At 70.5% G+C, this 18,144-nt stretch carries 17 protein-coding genes and 1 pseudogene; 9 read left to right on the top strand and 9 right to left on the bottom strand.

Features of this window, described 5'->3' with window-relative positions:
* Positions 1–322: 322 nt before the first annotated feature.
* Positions 323–520 (top strand): annotated as a pseudogene (locus tag ABZ463_RS34580) (IS5/IS1182 family transposase); the annotation flags it as partial.
* A gap of 72 nt (positions 521–592) precedes the next feature.
* Here ABZ463_RS34580 and ABZ463_RS34575 read toward each other — a convergent pair.
* The 3 genes from ABZ463_RS34575 to ABZ463_RS34565 all read right to left on the bottom strand — a co-directional run bounded on the left by ABZ463_RS34575 (position 593) and on the right by ABZ463_RS34565 (position 2,501).
* On the bottom strand, positions 593–868 hold the full coding sequence (locus ABZ463_RS34575) for a hypothetical protein (protein WP_362782768.1): 276 nt from the start codon (positions 866–868) through the stop codon (positions 593–595).
* 280 nt (positions 869–1,148) lie between these two features.
* Positions 1,149–1,448 carry a hypothetical protein gene (locus ABZ463_RS34570; RefSeq protein ID WP_362782765.1) on the bottom strand — a complete coding sequence of 100 codons (300 nt, stop codon included), beginning with the start codon at positions 1,446–1,448 and terminating at the stop codon, positions 1,149–1,151.
* A gap of 141 nt (positions 1,449–1,589) precedes the next feature.
* The gene (locus tag ABZ463_RS34565; protein ID WP_362782762.1) at positions 1,590–2,501 is read right to left on the bottom strand and encodes an NmrA/HSCARG family protein; all 912 of its coding nucleotides are present in this window, start codon (positions 2,499–2,501) and stop codon (positions 1,590–1,592) included.
* A gap of 96 nt (positions 2,502–2,597) precedes the next feature.
* Here ABZ463_RS34565 and ABZ463_RS34560 point away from each other — a divergent pair, with 96 nt between their 5' ends.
* On the top strand, positions 2,598–3,194 hold the full coding sequence (locus tag ABZ463_RS34560; RefSeq protein WP_352012280.1) for a TetR/AcrR family transcriptional regulator: 597 nt from the start codon (positions 2,598–2,600) through the stop codon (positions 3,192–3,194).
* 57 nt (positions 3,195–3,251) lie between these two features.
* Here the strand turns inward: ABZ463_RS34560 and ABZ463_RS34555 are convergent, their stop codons facing one another.
* Together ABZ463_RS34555 and ABZ463_RS34550 are read right to left on the bottom strand one after the other, a co-directional pair.
* Positions 3,252–3,761, bottom strand: a complete 510-nt coding sequence (locus tag ABZ463_RS34555; RefSeq protein ID WP_362782759.1) for a signal peptidase II — start codon at positions 3,759–3,761, stop codon at positions 3,252–3,254.
* A gap of 45 nt (positions 3,762–3,806) precedes the next feature.
* Complete coding sequence (locus tag ABZ463_RS34550; RefSeq protein ID WP_352012282.1) at positions 3,807–4,757, bottom strand: helix-turn-helix domain-containing protein; 951 nt, start codon at positions 4,755–4,757, stop codon at positions 3,807–3,809.
* A gap of 208 nt (positions 4,758–4,965) precedes the next feature.
* On the opposite strand from ABZ463_RS34550, the gene ABZ463_RS34545 reads away from it, so the two are divergent.
* Complete coding sequence (locus ABZ463_RS34545; protein ID WP_362782757.1) at positions 4,966–6,621, top strand: serine hydrolase; 1,656 nt, start codon at positions 4,966–4,968, stop codon at positions 6,619–6,621.
* A 34-nt stretch (positions 6,622–6,655) separates the two neighbouring features.
* Positions 6,656–7,543 (top strand): helix-turn-helix transcriptional regulator, encoded by an 888-nt coding sequence (locus ABZ463_RS34540; protein WP_362782754.1) that lies wholly within the window; start codon positions 6,656–6,658, stop codon positions 7,541–7,543.
* Positions 7,544–7,547: 4 nt separating this feature from the next.
* Here the strand turns inward: ABZ463_RS34540 and ABZ463_RS34535 are convergent, their stop codons facing one another.
* Together ABZ463_RS34535 and ABZ463_RS34530 are read right to left on the bottom strand one after the other, a co-directional pair.
* Positions 7,548–8,366 carry a MerR family transcriptional regulator gene (locus ABZ463_RS34535; RefSeq protein WP_362782751.1) on the bottom strand — a complete coding sequence of 273 codons (819 nt, stop codon included), beginning with the start codon at positions 8,364–8,366 and terminating at the stop codon, positions 7,548–7,550.
* Positions 8,363–8,911 (bottom strand): VOC family protein, encoded by a 549-nt coding sequence (locus ABZ463_RS34530; protein ID WP_352012286.1) that lies wholly within the window; start codon positions 8,909–8,911, stop codon positions 8,363–8,365. Before ABZ463_RS34530 ends, ABZ463_RS34535 begins: the two co-directional genes overlap by 4 nt.
* A gap of 162 nt (positions 8,912–9,073) precedes the next feature.
* Between ABZ463_RS34530 and ABZ463_RS34525 the strand changes: the two genes are divergently transcribed.
* Genes ABZ463_RS34525 through ABZ463_RS34510 form a run of 4 tightly spaced genes read left to right on the top strand, consistent with a single transcriptional unit; the run spans position 9,074 to position 13,489 of the window.
* Complete coding sequence (locus ABZ463_RS34525; protein WP_352012287.1) at positions 9,074–9,841, top strand: ABC transporter ATP-binding protein; 768 nt, start codon at positions 9,074–9,076, stop codon at positions 9,839–9,841.
* Positions 9,826–11,667: a hypothetical protein gene (locus tag ABZ463_RS34520; RefSeq protein ID WP_362782747.1), complete on the top strand. Its 1,842-nt coding sequence runs from the start codon at positions 9,826–9,828 to the stop codon at positions 11,665–11,667. Before ABZ463_RS34525 ends, ABZ463_RS34520 begins: the two co-directional genes overlap by 16 nt.
* Positions 11,664–12,872 carry a sensor histidine kinase gene (locus ABZ463_RS34515; RefSeq protein WP_362782744.1) on the top strand — a complete coding sequence of 403 codons (1,209 nt, stop codon included), beginning with the start codon at positions 11,664–11,666 and terminating at the stop codon, positions 12,870–12,872. The genes ABZ463_RS34520 and ABZ463_RS34515 overlap by 4 nt, the downstream gene beginning before the upstream one ends.
* The gene (locus ABZ463_RS34510) at positions 12,869–13,489 is read left to right on the top strand and encodes a response regulator transcription factor (protein ID WP_352012290.1); all 621 of its coding nucleotides are present in this window, start codon (positions 12,869–12,871) and stop codon (positions 13,487–13,489) included. Before ABZ463_RS34515 ends, ABZ463_RS34510 begins: the two co-directional genes overlap by 4 nt.
* Before the next feature lie 63 nt (positions 13,490–13,552).
* Here ABZ463_RS34510 and ABZ463_RS34505 read toward each other — a convergent pair whose 3' ends face one another.
* Positions 13,553–14,671 (bottom strand): NAD(P)/FAD-dependent oxidoreductase, encoded by a 1,119-nt coding sequence (locus ABZ463_RS34505; RefSeq protein WP_362782741.1) that lies wholly within the window; start codon positions 14,669–14,671, stop codon positions 13,553–13,555.
* A 53-nt stretch (positions 14,672–14,724) separates the two neighbouring features.
* Between ABZ463_RS34505 and ABZ463_RS34500 the strand changes: the two genes are divergently transcribed.
* Positions 14,725–15,417: a TetR/AcrR family transcriptional regulator C-terminal domain-containing protein gene (locus ABZ463_RS34500; RefSeq protein ID WP_362782738.1), complete on the top strand. Its 693-nt coding sequence runs from the start codon at positions 14,725–14,727 to the stop codon at positions 15,415–15,417.
* Positions 15,418–15,622: 205 nt separating this feature from the next.
* Here ABZ463_RS34500 and ABZ463_RS34495 read toward each other — a convergent pair whose 3' ends face one another.
* On the bottom strand, positions 15,623–17,965 hold the full coding sequence (locus tag ABZ463_RS34495; protein ID WP_362782735.1) for an excinuclease ABC subunit UvrA: 2,343 nt from the start codon (positions 17,963–17,965) through the stop codon (positions 15,623–15,625).
* Positions 17,966–18,144 lie beyond the last annotated feature (179 nt).

Raw genomic sequence — 18,144 nt, 5'->3', positions numbered from 1 at the left:
GGCCCATAATCCGCTACCGCAGACACTTACCGCTTAACCTGCAGAAACAGGATCACGCGAAGGTCAGCTCATACACCACTTCGCTGGACGTGACCGTCGCGAAGATCGCAGAGTGTTGCTGCTTCTCACCGACACAGTCAACTCGTAACGTCACCGACTGTGTCTTTGGAGTATCTGCCGGCTGAGCAGGTCCGCCGGTACGGAGCCTTCGTGGCGGATCCCACACCTGAGGAGCCGGAGCGGTTCCTCCGCCCGGCCGGCGGCCGCCCCCTCACCCGGCCGGACACGATGATCGGCGACAAGGGCTCACTCCACCCGCAAGATCCGGCTCGACCTACGCCGGCGCGGCATCAAAGCGGTCATCCCCGAACGCCGCGATCAGATCGCCAACCACAAGCGCCGGGGCAACCTGGGAGGCCGCCCGCACGCCTTCGACGCCCTGGCCCACAAGCAGCGCAACCTGGTCGAACGCTGCATCGGCGAACTCAAGCAATGGCGCGCGATCGCCACCCGCTTCGACAAGCCGGCCAGCCGCTATCTGGCAGGCGTCACCATCGCCTCGCTCGTGCTCTGGCTCCGAGACGCCGAATTATCAGACACCCTCTGGTCCGGGCCGCCCGCCTCCGGAGCCGGCACCCCGAGTGGCGACGAAGCCCTCGATCGCGTCCATGTGGTCGGGCCGCAGACCCTCGCGGGGCGACGGCGCGATCAACAGGGCCCGGCCGTCTTTGGTCAACTCGTCATGCACCGGACCGCCGGTGGGCACCTCGACGTCGTCGGTCCAGACGAGCCGCCACCCTCGCGCCAGGACCTGGCGTGCCGCGGCGAGTTTGGCCTCCGCCGCGGCGGTGCTGGAAAGGTGCTGCACCAGCGGATCTCGACCGTGCCCGTCCGGTGCAACGCGCGGACACGGTCGATCAGAGCGGGCGCCCAGCGCATGCGATAGGCGTGGCCACCGGAGTGGGCGACCCCTCTGCGCGGGATACCTCCCCAACCGGGCCGGGCGACGTTGATCACACCGTCGACGTCGAGCAGCCACACCGGCCGGCTCATCGGCCGGCGCGTCCTTCGGGAGTGCCCGTGCTCATACCCAGCCTCCTGGGGGTTCCGGGGGGAAGGCATCCCGCTCCGCCGCGCCGGGAGGGCCTTCAGTCGTCGAGATAGGCGCGCAGTTCGCGGCGTGCCCGGCGGCGGTCACGCCGGCGCTCCTGGCGCAGGAAGTAGTGCCACTCCCGGTATCCGCCTCTGCCGGTGTGACCGAACCAGAGACCGGCGGGGGCACCCCAGTAACAGCCGGTCGTGCGGATGCTCTGGGAGACGCCGTCGGCGGTGATCTCATCCGGCAGCGTGCACGGCCCGAACCGGTGGTCGTGCACGGGCAGGCAGGTCACCATCGGCGTCTCGGCCATCCGCACCCACCAGGGCCGGGTCTTGTCAGTCTTGCTCATACGGTCACCTTTCGGCTCCGCGACGCCCCGGGATGGGGCCGTCACAAGACCGGATGCACCGCGATCACCTCCAGACGTGTAACCCGATCACGACGATACAGCGGGCCCTCAGGTGCCGACGAGACCCTCATCGCCCCCGGGTCAGGACGAATGTGCCCCACCGAAGGCGTCGCGGGCCCAGGCGGCGAAGCCGGTCATGGTCAGCCCGAACGCGTGCGCGTGCTCCGGGTGGGCCGCCTGGCCGAGGACGTTCATCTGTTGCTGCATGTTGACCATCATGGGCGGAAGCCCCCGCGCGACGGCCTGCTCGGCGGACAGGACGGGAGCCTCGACCGTACGGCCCAGCACTCCGGACAGGACCTCGGCGATCTCGGTCATCGTCAGGAGGTCGCCGGCGAGCTCGACGTCGGCGCCGGTGAACCTCGCCGGGTCGGCGAAGGCGGCGGCGGCCGCCGCGCCGATGTCCGGAACCGCCACCAGTGACAGTCTCGTGTCCTTCGCGAACGCCGTCACGAATCCCTGTTCCGCCCAGTCGCCGAACATGTAGGACCGGCCGAGCAGGTTCTCCATGAAGGTCGCGGGCTTCAGGATCGTCCAGTGGGGGAATCCCGCGGTGCGTACGAGGTCGTCCACGTGGGCCTTGCTCGCCCAGTAGTGGCGGCTCCACTCGTCGGGCGTCCAGCCGGGCACGGCCCGGACCTCGTCTCCGGCTCCGGAGACCGAGGTGTGCACGAACTGCGCCACACCGGCCGCTCTGGCGGCCTCGACCAGGTTGCGGCCGCGGACGGCCTCGCCGTCGGACATGAGGTTGGTGAGGTCCGGGAGCTGCACCGAGAACACTCCGCGGACACCGGTCACCGCGGCCGTCAGGGACGCGGGATCGTCGAGGTCTCCGAGCACCGGTTCGGCGCCGAGCGCCAAGACGGCCCTGGCCGGCTCGGACTCCGGATCTCTGAGAAGGACCCGCACGGGTGTTCCCGCGGCGAGGAGGGCTCGCGCGACCGCGCCGCCCTGCTTGCCGGTCGCACCGGTGACGAGCACTGGATCAGGCATGACAGGCCTCCACCAATAAGTGGGGTGACACCCCGTTTTCAGTTCTCAGGGTAAGATATGGGGGACCACCCCACTTGGCAAGCGGCAGGAGACACGGTGCGGGAGACCAGGGAAGAACGGCCGAAGCGCGCGGACGCGCGGCGCAACCGCGACCGGATCCTGGCCGCGGCCCAGATCGCCATCGCCAGGGACGGCGTCGACGCCTCGCTGGAGGAGATCGCCAGGCAGGCCGGGGTCGGTTCGGCGACGCTGCACCGGCACTTCCCCTCCCGCCTGGCGCTGCTGGAGACGGTGTTCCTCGACCGCGTCGAGACGCTGTGCTCCCAGGCTCGCGAGCTGGCCGCGGAGCCGGACCCCGGGGCCGCGCTCGTCACCTGGCTCAGGGCCATTGGCACCTACGCCGCCAACGTGCGCGGGCTCGCCCCGTCACTGCTGCTGAGCGCCCACGAGCTCGAACACCGGGAACGGAACGTGACCTGCCACAGGAAGATCAGCGGCGCCGGTGAGGAGTTGCTGACCCGGGCCCGGCTGGCGGGAGCCGTACGCCCTGAGGTGTCCATCGACGACCTGCTCACCCTCGTCAACGCCATCTCGGCGGCGACCGAGCGGCACGCCGACGCGGCCGCCGCGACCGACCGCCTGCTCCTGCTCGCCCTCGACGGAATCCGCTCCACGACGCCGCCGGGGCCGTAGCCCGGTCCCGTGAACCGGCGCACCGCCCACGGTGGGACGCGGCGGCACGGGTGCGGGTCAGGCGGGCTCTTCGCCCGTCTCCTTGGCGAAGGGAACGCCGCGAAGGCTGAGCAGTACCAGCGCGGCGCCTCCGCAGGTGAGCGCGATGTCGGCGACGTTGCCCACGAACGGGCCGTAGTCGATGAAGTCCACGACGTGCCCGCGGGCGAAGCCGGGCTCACGGAGGAGCCGGTCGCCCAGGTGGGACACCGCGCCACCGAGCAGCGCGCCCAGCACGAGCGCCCAGCCTGGGGAGGCCACGCGGCGGGCGGTGTAGAGAATGCCGCCCACCGCGGCCGCCGCGACCAGGGCGAACACCCACGTGGCGTTCTCTCCCAGGGAGAAGGCGGCGCCGGGGTTGTACAGCAGCCGGAAGTGGATCAGCGGGGGGAACACGGGGACACGCTCAGTCTCGGACAGTGCGGAGACCGCCCAGAACTTGGTGAGCTGGTCCAGGAGCGCGACCACCGCGGCCAGCGCGAGCATGATGCCGTACAGCCGCCTCGGACCCCGCTCCGATCGCATCATTCAAGGCCTCCGTACCACCGTGTCCGAACCAGGATTCCCCCGAGCCTACCGAGGCGTTTTCCGAGGTGCCGCCACGCCTTCGAGCAGGGCGTCGCGTTGCGCCGGGCTCAGGCGGTCCGGCCTGGGGGCGGCGGCGAACGCGCCGCTCCCGGCCCGTTCCACGACGAACGGGTCGGCGAGGACCGGACGGCGGCCGATCGCGTCCAGGGCGCCGGCCGCCCGCCGTACGGGCCAGCCCAGTGCTGCGGCGAGTTCGTTCACGGTGAGTGGCCGGGCGGCGTACACCAGCGCGGAGACCACCGTCAGCGCGTCACGGACGTCGGCGTCGGTGAGATCACTGCCGTTCATCTGCTCGCTGATCCAGGTGAAGAACTGAGCCATCCGGCCCAGCCGGGCGCCGGTGGGCGTGTCGGCGCCGAAGATCTCGATCCCGCGCCGAGCCTCCGTCGCGACCTCGGCGTGCGCCCCGGTGTCGGCCCTGAACGCCCGGAGCCAGACGTCGTCGTCGACGACGTACCGTTCACGGCGCCCCGAGTCCCGGGTACGCCCGACCAGCTCGATCGCCTCAAGGTAACCGACGGCCTTGGACACCGAGGCGGGGCTGACCCGCAGCCCGCGTACGAGTTCGGCGGACGTCAGGTCTCCTGAGCCGGAGGTGAGCAGGCAGGCGAACACGCGGGCGGCCATCCGGGGAAGGCCGACCCCGACCAGCGGGGCCGCGAGCCGCTCCACGAAACCGTGCACGGACTCGGCCGACCGCTCGCCGGCCGGTGGACACGCGGCCTGGACCGGTCTGCGACGGCGGGCCCGCTGTCCGGTGGCCTGCTGCGCACGGTCGGCCAGATAGCCACCGGGCGCGCTGTTGCGTGCCACCTCGCGGCTGATCGTGGAGGTGGGCCTGCCCAGCCGTCTGGCGATCTCGGCGTATCCCAGCCCCTCGGCCAGCCAGGTCGCGATCCGCCGGCGGTCCTCGTGGGTCAGCCTGTCTCCGGGCATCGGCTCGCCCCTGTCGGTTCGGGTTCACGGGTGCGTTCACCAACAATACATTGCAACGAACGATCGGCATGGATTGCATTTATCAACAATGTCATTGCAACGATTTTCACGAAATCCCAGCGAAAATGCGCATTGTTAAGGTTTATTCGTTGACGAGTTTTGAAACGCAACGTAGCCTTTCCGCATCTGGAAAAGATTGGAGCCCTTTGTGACGAGAGCGTTGGACGTGCCCCGGATACGGGCTCACGTCGCCGGACTGCTCGCGGAGTACCGGATCCCGAGCGCCGTGATCGGCGTCCTCAGCGACGGGGAGATCACCGACTTCGCGGTCGGCGTCAGGGACGTCTCCACGGGAGAGCCCGCGACGACCGACACCGTCTACCGGTGCGGCTCGGTGTCCAAGACATGGACCGCCCTCGCCTTCATGCGGTTCGTCGACGAGGGAAGGGTCTCCCTGGACGAGCCGGTGCGGACCTACCTCCCGGGTTTCCGGGTCGCCGACCCCGAGGTCGGTGCCAGGGTCACCCCCCGTCACCTCCTCAACCACACCAACGGCATCGAGGAGAGCTACGGAGATCCGGGGGAGGGGGACGACGTGTACGAGCGCATGGTGGAGAACATCGCCGGCGCGTCACAGGTCCACCCCCTGGGTCACACCCACGGCTACAGCGCGGCCCTCGGCTACGCGATCCTCGCCCGCGTCATGGAGGTGGTCGACGGCAGGCGGTGGGACGACATCATGAGGGACCGCCTGTTCGGTCCCCTGGGATTGACCTCGACGAGCAGCAGGCATGAGCACGTCGACCGGAACCGGGCCGCGACCGGATATCTGATCCGGTCCCTCGACGAGGGCCCCGTCCTCTCACCGCTGGGCCACCTGCCGCGCTCCTTCGGCCCCGGAGGCAACATCAGCACGACGGCCAGGGAAACGCTCATGATGGCCTCCGTCTTCCTCAACGAGGGAAAGGCACCGGACGGGACCAGGATCGTCTCACCCGAGATCATCCGCGAGATGACGGAATCCCGGGTCGCCGTACCCGACCCGTACATGTTCGGGCCGGAATGGGCGCTCGGTCTCATCGTGTGCGACTGGCACGGCCAAACCGTCTACGCCCACGACGGCAGCGCGGTCAGCCAGAGCGCCCGCCTGCGGATCCTGCCGGAGTCGAACATCGCCATCACGATGCTGACGAACGCCGGGCCGCGCGACAGCTTCTACCGGGGGGTGTTCAACGAGATCCTCGCCGACCTCGGCACGGTCACGATCCCCGACCTGCCGAAGCCCGCCCCGGTCCCGGCCCTCGACCTGTCCAGGTACGAAGGCTCCTACGGGCGGCCCGGCACCCGCTACGAGGTGGTGGCCGAAGACGGGAGACTCCACCTCGGGCTCACCCTGAACCCCATGGAGGCGAAACTCCTCAACAGGCCGGAACGGCTCGAATACGAGCTTCTCCCGATCAGCGAGACACATTTCCTGATGCCTTCCGGTGACCCGCTGGAGGACCCGCAGACCGTCGCGATCTACGACTTCGAAGACGGGGCCGCGCGGTACCTCCACATCAACTGCCGGGTGCATCCGAGAACGAACAAGGAGAGTGCCACAGTGCACGTCATGACCGTTTCCACGATCTCCGACAGCGAGGGCTTCTGGAACTCCCTGAAGAAGGCGTACGGCCTGCTGCCCAGGGGGGCGGGATGGACGCTGGCGGTGGCGAGCGCCGATGGCGACAGGGCGGTGAACGTCATCGTCCACGACTCGGTCGACGGTGTCAGGAGCTTCCTCGAAGAGCATGTGGGCCCCTTCGCCACCACCGAGTACTTCGAGGCCGACGCCTCAAACGCGGTCGGGCTCCCGGCGGTGTGACCGCCCTCGGCGGAACGGTGGTATCACTACCGGCATGGGGATGCATCGCGACGATCTCGCCGATTTCCTGCGCCGGTCCCGGGGACGGCTGACCCCGGGGGAGGTCGGGCTGGTCGAGGGGCCGAGGCGGCGCACGCCGGGGCTGCGCCGTGAGGAGGTCGCGGCGCTCGCCGGGATGTCGGCCGACTACTACATGCGGCTTGAGCAGGCCAGGAGCACGCAGCCCTCGGTCCAGATGCTGGCCGCGCTGACGCGCGCGCTGCGGCTGACCATCGACGAGCGGGACCATCTGTACCTGCTCGCCGGGCACCGGCCGCCGGAGGGGGCACGGGCGGGGGAGTACCTGCGGCCAAGCCTGCTGTACCTGCTCGACCGGCTGGACAGCGTTCCGGTCCAGGTCCTGAGCGACCTGGGTGACCTGCTGGCGCAGAACGACATGGCGCAGGCGTTGTTCGGATGCGTGTGCACGGTGGCCCCGGAGAACCGCAACATCGTGCTGCGCTGGTTCACCGAGCCGGACGTGCGCGGTTACTTCGCGCCCGAGGAACACGAGGAACAGGCCAGGCAACTGGTCGCCGACCTGCGCGCCACGGTGACCCGCCGCGGGGACGACGTGGCGTCCCGCGAGCTCGTCACACGGCTCCGTACGGCCAGCACCGAGTTCACGGCCCTCTGGGACCGGCACGAGGTCGCGGTGCGCAGGTCGCACCCGTACCGGATCATGCATCCCGAACTCGGCGTGATCGAGCTCGACTGCGAGGTGCTGGCGACGCCCGCGGCGGACCAGCGGCTGCGGGTGTTCACCCCGACGCCCGGCGGCTCCGAGGCGCTGGACATGCTGCGTCTTCTCGGCCCGCGGCACCGGCACGGCGCCGCCGCGACGACGCCCGCCGAACGCCCGGCGGGCACGCCGCAGGCATGACGTGTCAGGTCCAGGTCGCCGAATCCGGGTCGATGCCTCGATCGCGGGCGTTGGCGTCGATGATGTCACGGAGCCAGAAGGTCAGGCCCGGCTCGATCGCGTCGTAGTAGGCCCTGAAGCCAGGGTCGGCGGCGTGGCTCCTGCCCAGGCAGACGTGCATCGGAAGGGTGCAGTCGAAGTACGCGCCGATGGACGCCCTGTGCCGTTCGGCCAGGGCGTTGGCTTCGGCGCTGCCGGGTCTGACCCCGGCGCGCTTGGCCGCCGCCAGGTCGTTTTCGAGCGTCGCGACGCTGTCAGCGATCCGCCGCCAGTCCTCGGGGGTCATGCCCGCGGCGCGCTCGGCGTACTGCGCCCATTGAGGTGTTTCGCCCCACCGGTCACGCGCGCCCTCGGCCCACGCCGGATCCCAGCGCTGCCCGAAGATCGCGACCTGTTCCTCCGCGGAGAGCAGGATGCCGGCGTTCGCGGCTTCGATCATGCGATCGACCGCGTCGACCATCGACTGCAGACGGGAGATGCGATCGAGGAGCTGGGCGCGCTGTTGTCTCAGCGGCACGGTCATGTCGACCGCCGGAGCGTCGAGAAGCTCACCGATGTCGTCGAGGGGCAGGCCGAGCTCGCGGTAGATGAGCACCCGGTGCACACGTGCGACGTCGGCCGCCGAGTAGAGCCGGTAACCGCCTGCGGTCCGTCCGGACGGGCGGACCAGCCCGATAGCGTCCCAGTGATGGAGGGTGCGGACGGTGACTCCCGCGTGCGACGCCGCGGCCCCGACGGTCAGCCCGTCGGACTCCGCGGCATCGCCCATCGCTCTGTCGGTCACACCGACGAGTCTGTCATGCGCGTCTGACCTGCGCGATTTCCCTCCTTCGGGAGGGGGATGCCCATCGCCTCAAGGTTGCGCGCCTCGTCGCTGTCGAGTTCGAGGAGACGGGCCGCGGTCAGGATCACCCGGGCGTTCTCCGGCGTGACGACCTCCAGATCCACGGTGTTCCACGGCGTCTGTCGTGGTCCGGTCGTGCATCCGGGCACCAGCGTGGTGCACGCCTGCGCGATCCCGTCGAGCTGGCTCAGCACACAGGAGAAGCTGACGCTCACCGTCGAAGGGGTCTGCGGGGCACCGGTCGGGACAAGCAGGACATCCTGGAACGCCCACCGCCGAAGGTGCGTGACCTGGCCGGGAATCGTGAACAGGTCGATGAAGCCGAGCCCGCGGGTCCAGAAGTCCACGGACGCGGCCAGATCCGACGTCGGCACGGTGACGAACATCGGCATGCCGTAGATGCCCCGGTAGATCTCAGGTGGCGTCGCGTCGGGCCCGGGCGGAGGGACAGGGCTGATCTCGAATGCGTCGTAGTAGTCGGCCATGCGTTCATCGTGGAGCCTGACGCGGCGTCAGGGTCAAATCCGAATCGTTCGACGACCACGGCCCCGGCCGCCCGTATCAACCGATCGGTTGATGCCGTGATCCACCACCCCGCTCCCCGTACGGACGATCCGCCGCTCCCGCCCCCGCGCGATTCTCAAGGCATGCCAACGAACCGGGATGCCGCCCTCCGCACCACCGGACTCCGCAAAGCCTTCGGTGGCCACCTGGCCGTCGACGACATCCACCTCACCGTCCCCGCCGGATCCTTCTACGGCCTGGTCGGCCCCAACGGAGCGGGCAAGACCACCACCCTGGCCATGGCCGTCGGCCTGCTCCGCCCCGACTCCGGCAGCGCCGAGATCTTCGGCGTCGACGTCTGGCGTGACACCGTCCGGGCCAAGGGACTGATCGGCGTGCTGCCCGACGGCAACGCCATGCCGGAACGGCTCACCGGCCGCGAAGTCCTCACCTACCTCGGCCTGCTGCGCGGCCTGCCGCCCGCCGTCGTCGCCGAGCGCACCGACGAACTCCTCCAGGTCCTCGAACTCGACTCCGCCGAGCGGACCCTGGTCATCGAGTACTCCACCGGCATGCGCAAGAAGATCGGCCTGGCCGTCGCCCTCCTGCACGCGCCCCGCCTGCTCGTCCTGGACGAGCCCTTCGAGGCCGTCGACCCCGTCTCCGCGGCCACGATCAGGGCCATCCTGCGCAGGTTCGCGGACAGCGGCGGCTCGGTGATCATCTCCAGCCACGTCATGGCCCTCGTCGAGCAGCTCTGCGACCACGTGGGAGTCATCTCCGACGGCCGCGTCGTGGCCGCCGGGCCGCTGGCCGACGTCCGCGGCGCCGGATCCCTGGAGGACGCCTTCGTCGACCTCGTGGGCGCCCGCACCGGAGGGACGGAGGGGCTGACGTGGCTCACCTCCTGACCCCCGGCCCGGCCGCGTCGGCACGGCACATGATCCGCATGCGGCTGGCGATCATGCGCAACTCCCTCCGCGGCGACAACGCCTCCAACCTCTACACCGGCGTCTCGCTCGGGCTGATCCTGGCCTTCGGGACGATCGCCGTCGCCGTCCTGTGGCCCGTCCACCTGCCGGTCGTGCTGGCGGTCTGGCTGTCCGGCTGGATCTTCGGCCCCATCTTCATCGGGGGTGGCAGTGAGGCCCTGCGCCCCGAGTACTTCTCCATGCTCCCGGCCCCGCCGGGCCGGATCGCGACGGCGCTGCTCGCCGGAGCCTTCGCCGGCCCCGCACCGGCGGTCAATCTCGTCGCCCTGATGTCGCTGCCGGTGTACGGCTGGCGCTTCGGCCCGGCAGGTGTGCTCATCGGCCTCGCGGCGGCGGTCGGCACGCTCGTCACGATGGTGATGATCTCCCGTGTGATCGTGGCCCTGATCGGCCTGTTCGTCAGATCCCGCGTCACCGCGGCAGCCGTCGGCGTGGTGACCGGAACCGCCGTCGCCCTGTGCAGCAACGGCTGGGCACTGGTGGCGGCGCTGGGCGGCGCCGACACCGCCGCGTGGTCGCGGCTCTTCGTCCGCGCCCTGCCGTCGGGATGGGGCGTGGCCGCCGTCGAGGCCCCCTGGCCTCTCGCCCTGGCCATCCTCGCGACCGACGCCGCCGTGATCGCCCTCCTCCTGACCGCCTGGTCCGGCCTGCTCGCGCGCCGCGTCGTCTCGGCCGCGCGGGGCGGAGTGCCACCCCGCCGGGGCACCCCGCGTCCGCTTCCCATGGCGACCGGCGCCCGGATCGCGGCCGCGAAGGAGCTGCGCGCCTGGTGGCGTGACCTGGTCCGCATCCAGCTCCTGGCCACCGCCCTGTCCTACGCCGTCGTCACGCCCCTGCTGCTCGTGACCATCGGCGCCTGGGTCATGGTCCCGTTCACGGGTCTCGTCGCGATCGTGATGGGAGCCGCCACCTCGGCCAACCTGTACGGCTCCGACGGCACCGCCCTGTGGCTCACCCTCATGACCCCCGGAGCCGAACGCGCCGACGTCCGCGGCCGCCAGCTGGCCTGGTTGGTCATCGTCGGCCCGGCCGCGCTCGTTCTCTCCCTGGCAGGCGCCCTCGTCAGCGGCCTGACCTGGGCCTGGCCGTGGGTCCTGGGACTGCTGCCCGCCCTGCTCGGTGGCGGCGCCGGGGTCATCGTCCTGCTCGCCGTCACCTCGCTCGTCCCCGGTACCGACCCGCACAAGCGCGGCGGCAACCCGCTCAGCACCGGCGCCGACGAGACCGCCGAGACCAGCCTCGCCTGGCTCGTGCTCCTCGCGGTCCCCGCCACCGCCCTGCCCACGGCCGGTGTCATCCTCCTCAACCCCTGGGCCGGCGTCGCCACCGGCGTGCTGACAGGAGTCCTCAGCGCCTGGGGTCTGGGCAGGATCGCCTACCGCAGACTGGAGAGCCACGGGATCGAACTGCTCAACCTCATGAAGTACGGTCCGCCCCCCGAACCCGCCAAGCCCACCACCGCCGACCTTCCCATCCACCACCGCATCGGCGTCACGATCAGCTACCTCATCGCCTGGCTTCCCCTGTTCCCCCAGGGCCTGGCCCCCCTGGTCATGAAGATCCTGGGTGTCGAGGAGCGCGTCTGGTTCCTGGCCCTGTACCTCCCGCCGATCTGGCAGTGGCCGACCATCATCTTCATGATCGCGATTGGGCTGCTGATGTACGGTTACGCCATCCTCATCCCGATGCGTCTAAGCTCGTCCACGTCGACTCCCAGGCGAAAGGGGAGGGTAGGCCCCGGATGAACGACCCCTTCCCGCCTTCCGTCTGGGAACGGCGCTTCGAGCGCATCGTCGAGATCGTCCCTTACCTCACCCTCGCCACCTCCCTGGTCATCAGCCTGGCCTCCCCTGCGCAGCCCCCGGGCGGGGTCCTGCGCACCCTCGCGCTCACCGCCCTGGCCCTGGCCTGGATCCTCGGCTCCCGCACCCTCCTGCCCGCCGCCGTGCGCGGGCGACGGGTGGCGGTCACCGCGCACTTCCTCGGTGTCCTGGCCACCGCGGCACTGCTGGCCTTCCACGACCCCATCTTCATCATCTACTGCACATCCGGCTTCTTCCTGGCCGCCCACCTCGCCCCCTCCAAGTGGACTTTCGCCGCCGTCGCGGCCACTTCCTTCGTCCTGTACGGCTCGACGCTCGACTGGTCGCAGGCCACCATCCAGCTCGTCGCCTTCTACCTGGCGATCATCGTCGTGCAGACCGTCGCCATCGGCGGCGGCTCCATCGCCGGAATCAAGATCGAGGACCGCCAGCGCGCATACCGGAAGGCGGTCAGCGACCTGCAGACCGCCCTGGAGGAGAACGCCGACCTGCACGCCCAACTCCTCGCCCAGGCCCATGAGGCGGGCATCCTCGACGAACGCCAGCGCATGGCCCGCGAGATCCACGACACCCTCGCCCAGGGCCTGACCGGCATCATCACCCAGCTGCGCGCCGCCCAGCGCGTCGAGGACGCGGAAACCCACGTGGCGCTCGCCCTCGACCTGGCCCGCGAGAGCCTCACCGAGGCCCGCCGTTCCGTCGCCGCCCTCCAGCCCCACCAACTCGACGACGCCCACCTGCCCGAGGCGATGACCACCCTGGCGCGTAACTGGGCGCGGTCCACCGGCGTCGACCTGCACGTCGAGGTCACAGGCGACCGTATCCCGCTCAGCCCCGCCATCGAGGTCACCCTCTTCCGCGTCGCCCAGGAGGCCCTCACCAACGTCGCCAAGCACGCGGGCGCCACCCGCGCCGGCCTGACCCTCTCCTACGCCGGCGCCGTCGTCCTGCTCGACATCCGCGATGACGGCACCGGCATCCGCGACTCCGGCGGCAGAGGATTCGGCCTCAGCAGCATGCGGCAACGTCTGCGCGGCGTCGGCGGCTCCCTCGAAATCGAGAGCACGCCCGGCGAGGGCACCGCCGTCAGCGCCACCGTCCCCGCACTCCAAGGAACCCCCCGGTGATCCGCCTCCTCATCGTCGACGACCACCCCATCGTCCGTGACGGCCTGCGGGCCGCCTTCGAAGCCGAGCCCGACATCCACGTCGCCGGTGAAGCCGCAAACGGCCGCGAAGGTGTGGAGCGTGCCGCCGCGCTTGAGGTCGACATCGTCCTCATGGACCTGCGCATGCCCGAAATGGACGGCGTCACCGCCATCGCCGCCCTGCGCCGCTCCCACCCCCACATCAAGACCCTCGTCCTGACCACCTTCGATGCCGACTCCGACGTCCTGCCCGCCATCGCAGCCGGCGCCACCGGCTACCTCCTCAAGGACGCCCCCACCGACGAACTCCTGCGCGCCGTCCGCGCCGCGGCCGCCGGTGAGCCGGTCCTGTCTCCCTCCGTCACCGGACGCCTGATGGGCCAGGTACGCAAACCGGTCAAGGCCGCTCTCACCGACCGCGAGCTCCAGGTCCTCGCCCTTGTCGCCGACGGCGCCTCCAACCGCCAGGCGGCCGCCAGGCTCTTCATCAGCGAAGCCAGCATCAAGACGCACCTGCTGCACATCTACGACAAACTCGGCGTCCGCGACCGCGCCGCCGCCGTCGGTGAGGGCTACCGGCGGGGTCTGCTCAGCTAGCCGGTCGGCGGCTGGCGGAGTGGTCCTTGCCAACGGGCCTGTTCCGGGTCCGCGGCGGAGGCTTCAAGACGGCTGGACCTCGTCGAAGAGGGCAAGTGCCCGGGTGGGGTCCTGGCTCACGAGACGTTCCAGCCCGGCCGTCGTGATCTTCGCCCACCTGCCGGCCCGCTCCCACATCTGATCCTCGAAGGCACGGACGACCTCGTCCAGATCTCCGGAGGCGGCGGCCACGGACTCGGCGAGCTCGGCGCCTTCCAGCATCGCGAGGTTCGCACCCGCCCCCAAGGGCGGCATCAGGTGGGCGGCATCGCCCAGAAGCGTCACCCCGGGGACGTGGTCCCAGGTGTGGGACACGGGCAGGACGTGGAGGGGGCGGGGGATGAAGGCGGTGCCGTGGCGGAGGAGGTCGAGAACGGGGGCGGTCCAGCCGTCGAACAGGGCCAGCAGGGTTGATCGCACCGCTTCGACGTCGGCCGGATCCAGGTTCGTGTGCCAGTCCAGCGGTGCGCGGGTCTGGACGTAGACCTTGACGTGGCCGCCGCTGTTGCGCTGGGCGACGAGGGAGCGGTTCACGCCGTACACGGCCACGGAACCGTCTCCGACCAGCCGGGCGAGGTCGGGGTGGCGGGTGTCGACGTCGTCCAGAGAGGTCTCGATCGCGGTGACGCCGGTGTAGTGCGGCGTGGCGGGGGAGACCGCGGGGCGGACCCGGGACCAGGCGCCGTCCGCGCCGACCACGAGGTCGAACGTCTCCTGCCGCCCGTCCGCGAAACGGACCAGTGTCCCGCCCGGGGTCCCCGGCACCACCTCTGTCACGCCTCGCCCCCACCGAACGTCGAGAGGGCCGAGCAGCAGGTCACGGAGCTGCCCGCGGTCGATCTCGGGATTGGCCCGGTCGTCCGGGCCTGGCCGCCAGTCGCGCAGGACGGTCCCGTCCGTGTCCAGGATGCGCATGGCCTGCCCCTCGGGACGGGACAGCGCCTGGAACTCCGCCAGCAGCCCCGCCTTGCTCAGGGCGAGCTGGCCCAGCCCCTTGTGCAGGTCCAGTGCGCCGCCCGGAGGGCGGGCGCCGGGGGAGGGGTCGCGTTCGAGGACGGTGACGGGGTGACCGTGGCGGTACAGGACGCGGGCGAAGGTGAGCCCGGCGGGCCCGGCCCCGACAACGGCGATACGATGTCTCATGTCGATACACTGTATTTCATTCTTACGCCGTATCGCGACAGTACGATGTAGCCATGACTGTGTGGGATCGTCCGGAGCCGTCGGCTCGTCCTGTGCCGCTCGACCGGGCGCGGATCGTCGCCGCCGCCATCGCGCTGGCCGACGAGGGCGGGCTGGAGGCGATGTCGCTGCGCAAGGTCGCCGCCCGGCTGGACGTCGGCCCGATGCGGCTGTACGGCTACATCTCCACCAAGGAGGAGTTGTTCGACCTCATGGTGGACGAGGTCTACGCCGAGATCCTCCCCGACGGGCGGCCCGGTGGCTGGCGGGAGGCGCTGCGCGGCCACGCCCACCGCACCAGGCAGGCCGCCCTCCGTCACGAGTGGCTGGCCGACCTGCTCGGCGGCCGTCCGACCCTGGGCCCGAACGGCTTCGCCGTGGGTGAGGCCGCCCTGTCCGCTCTCGACGGCCTCGCCGACCTCGGCACCGTCATGCGCGCCGCGGAGACCGTCAACGCCTACGTCACCGGTGCGATCAGACGCGAGATCGCGAACCTGCGGGCCGAACGCGCCACGGGCCTGTCCGACCAGGACTGGCAGCGCGCCTACGGCCCGCATGTGCGCAGGATGCTGGACACGGGCCGCTTCCCGATGCTGACCAAGATCGTGTACGACGGCACGGAGGTGGACGCCGAGACGTCCTTCTCCACCGGCCTTGACTGGGTTCTCGACGCCGTGGCCGCCAAACTCGCCCAGCCGCCGATGTGACCTCCGGGGCCTCTCCAGGGCAGGAGGCGACGGTCCTGGGGAAAGCGATCCGCTCCTCGTTCCCGCCGGTCACCGGCAGGGCCTGCGGTATGACGATCCGTCGACCAGAGGGAGGCGGCCCCGGTCTCGTCCACGGAACCGGGGCCGCCTCCCTCTGTCTCCTGGAACCGTACGGCGAAGCGCTTCACCGGTTATGTCCGGCGGATCACCGCGTGGCGGCCACCCGCCGCCCGAGGGGAGCCGGAGGGCGGAACGCCTGCGCGAGGGCCTGGCCGGTGAACGAGCCGGGATCGGCCGCCAGATCGGCCGGAGTCCCCTGGAAGACCACACGACCACCCGCGTCACCGGCGTCAGGACCGATGTCGATGACGTGGTCCGCGTGGGCGACGACCCGCAGGTCGTGCTCGACGACGACGAGTGTGGCGCCGTCGTCGACCAGTTCGTCGAAGAGGACGAGCAGCCGGTCCACATCGGTGCCGTGCAGCCCGGTCGTCGGCTCGTCCAGGACGATGCGCTGGCCGCGTCCCCGGCCGACGTCTCCAAGGTGCTTGGCGAGCAGCAGCCGCTGTTTCTCCCCGCCGGACATGGTGTCCATGGGCTGCCCGACGGTGAGGTAGCCCAGGCCGACACGGTCCATCCACCCGAGCCTGGCGACGATGTCGGCGTGTCCGGCGAACAGCTCGATGAGCGTGGCGGGAGGAGAGGCGAGGACGTCGGCGATGGTCGCCCCGTTGACACGTGTGGCCAGGGCACGGGGATTGAACCGCGACCCCTCACAGACGTCGCAGGGGGTGAAGACGTCGTCGAGGAAGGCCAGCTCGGTGGTGATGAACCCACGGCCCCGGCACACCGGGCAGGCGCCCTTGGAGTTGAAGCTGTACCACGCGGGAGCGAGCCCGGACTCGGCGGCGAAGATCCTGCGGACCCGTTCGGCCAGGCCGAGCTGGCTCAGCGGCGTTGACCGCCCGCCACCCTGCAGAGGCTCCTGCCCGACCACGACGAAGTCCTGGTGCTGTCTGGGCAGTTCACCCGTGACCAGGGAACTCTTTCCCGATCCGGCCACGCCGGTGACGGTGGTGAGCAGCCGTAGCGGAATACCGACGTCGAAGCCCTGGAGGTTGTGGGCGCGCGCGTCCCGGATCATGACGTGCCCGTGGGCGGGGCGGGTCGTGGCGCGCGGCGTCAGCGGTTCGCGCAGGGCCCGCGCGGTCGGTGTGTCGGCGCGCAGCAGATCGGTGGCCGTCCCCTCGAACAGGATCCGGCCGCCCTGGCGCCCTGCTCCCGGCCCGAGGTCGACGACGTGGTCGGCGAGCGCGATGACCTGCGGATGGTGTTCGACCACCAGTACCGTGTTCGCGGCGTCACGAAGCCGGAGAAGAAGCTCGGTCAGCCGCCGGACGTCGTGCGGGTGCAGACCACTGCTCGGCTCGTCGAAGACGTAGGTCACCGAGCTCAGCGGACTGCCGAGATAACGGATGATCTTGATCCGCTGCGCCTCCCCGCCCGACAGCGTCGAGGAGACCCTGTCCAGGGTGAGGTAGCCGAGCCCGACCGACCGCAGCGCCTCCAACCGCCTGCGGGCCTCCGACAGGGCGGGGGCGACCCGGTGGTCGCTCAGGTCGGCGAGGAGGTCGTGGAGCCGGTCCACCGGCAGTGCCGTCCAGTCCGCGATGGAACGCCCGTCGACCAGGCTCGCCAGGGCGGCCTGGTTCAGGCGCGCGCCCCCGCACAGGGGACACGTCCGGGTGGTGATCACCCGGTGCATCGCCTCCTCGGTCTCCTTCGACTTCGACCGGGGCGGGTTGCGGATGTAGACGTCGCGCATCCGCGTCACGACGCCGTCGAACCTCGCCGTCTTGGGGAAACGCGGATCAGGGGCGGGCAGCTTCATCTGGTCGGCGAACAGGAAGTCCCGCATCTCCTGTTCCGTGTAGTCCCGCAGCGGCTTGGACCTGTCGAAGAGGCCGCTGTAGGCGAAACGCTTCCACCGGTAGGTGCCCGGCCGGAAGGCGGGGAACCGTACCGGCCCCTGGTCGATGGAGCTGTCCAGGTCGAGCAGCGCGTCGAGGTCGACGTCCTGGACCACGCCGAGCCCGTCGCAGTCCGGGCACATCCCGCTCGGGTCGTTGAAGGAGTAGGCGGGCGAGTATCCCGCAGACGGCTCGCCGATCCGCGAGAAGATCAACCGCAGCAGCGGGGCGATGTCGGTCGCCGTCGCCACCGTGGAACGCGCGTTCCCGGTGAAGCGGCGCTGGTCGATCAGGACGGTGAAGGTCAGGCCGTCGATCCGCTGCACGTCCGGCTGGGCGGTGTGCGGCAGCCGGTTGCGCACGAAAGACGGGTAGGAGTCGTTGACCAGCCGCTGCGCCTCGGCCGCGACCGTGTCCAGGGCCAGCGACGACTTTCCGGAGCCCGACACGCCCGTGAAGACCGTCAGCGCCTCCTTGGGGATCTCCACGCACACCTCACGCAGGTTGTGCGTCGCGGCCTTCTCGACGACGATCCACCGGCCGCGACCGCCGTTTCCCCCGCCAGAGCCGTCTCGCATGCGTCCTTCCCCTCTCCCGGCACCGAATCCCCGAATGGGCATGCCCAGCAGGAGGCCCGTCATCCTCCTTCCCGAAGATCCCGGCCGATTACTCGCCGGGCACGCGCTGGTGTTGCGTCTGACGGCGCGGCAGCGCTTTCCGCGGATGAATCCCGGTTGCGGCGGGACCGATGGGCTTG

The sequence above is a fragment of the Streptosporangium sp. NPDC020145 genome (assembly GCF_040631275.1).
Classification (GTDB): domain Bacteria; phylum Actinomycetota; class Actinomycetes; order Streptosporangiales; family Streptosporangiaceae; genus Streptosporangium.
Note: the sequence above shows the minus strand (reverse complement) of the source record. Positions and strands in the feature narration are given on the sequence as shown.

Coding starts and splice junctions, on each gene's coding strand:
- ABZ463_RS34570 (WP_362782765.1), bottom strand. CDS start 1,448: ATGAGCAAGACTGACAAGACCCGGCCCTGGTGGGTGCGGATGGCCGAG.
- ABZ463_RS34565 (WP_362782762.1), bottom strand. CDS start 2,501: ATGCCTGATCCAGTGCTCGTCACCGGTGCGACCGGCAAGCAGGGCGGC.
- ABZ463_RS34555 (WP_362782759.1), bottom strand. CDS start 3,761: ATGATGCGATCGGAGCGGGGTCCGAGGCGGCTGTACGGCATCATGCTC.
- ABZ463_RS34550 (WP_352012282.1), bottom strand. CDS start 4,757: ATGCCCGGAGACAGGCTGACCCACGAGGACCGCCGGCGGATCGCGACC.
- ABZ463_RS34540 (WP_362782754.1), top strand. CDS start 6,656: ATGGGGATGCATCGCGACGATCTCGCCGATTTCCTGCGCCGGTCCCGG.
- ABZ463_RS34530 (WP_352012286.1), bottom strand. CDS start 8,911: ATGGCCGACTACTACGACGCATTCGAGATCAGCCCTGTCCCTCCGCCC.
- ABZ463_RS34525 (WP_352012287.1), top strand. CDS start 9,074: ATGCCAACGAACCGGGATGCCGCCCTCCGCACCACCGGACTCCGCAAA.
- ABZ463_RS34515 (WP_362782744.1), top strand. CDS start 11,664: ATGAACGACCCCTTCCCGCCTTCCGTCTGGGAACGGCGCTTCGAGCGC.
- ABZ463_RS34505 (WP_362782741.1), bottom strand. CDS start 14,671: ATGAGACATCGTATCGCCGTTGTCGGGGCCGGGCCCGCCGGGCTCACC.
- ABZ463_RS34500 (WP_362782738.1), top strand. CDS start 14,725: ATGACTGTGTGGGATCGTCCGGAGCCGTCGGCTCGTCCTGTGCCGCTC.
- ABZ463_RS34495 (WP_362782735.1), bottom strand. CDS start 17,965: ATGCGAGACGGCTCTGGCGGGGGAAACGGCGGTCGCGGCCGGTGGATC.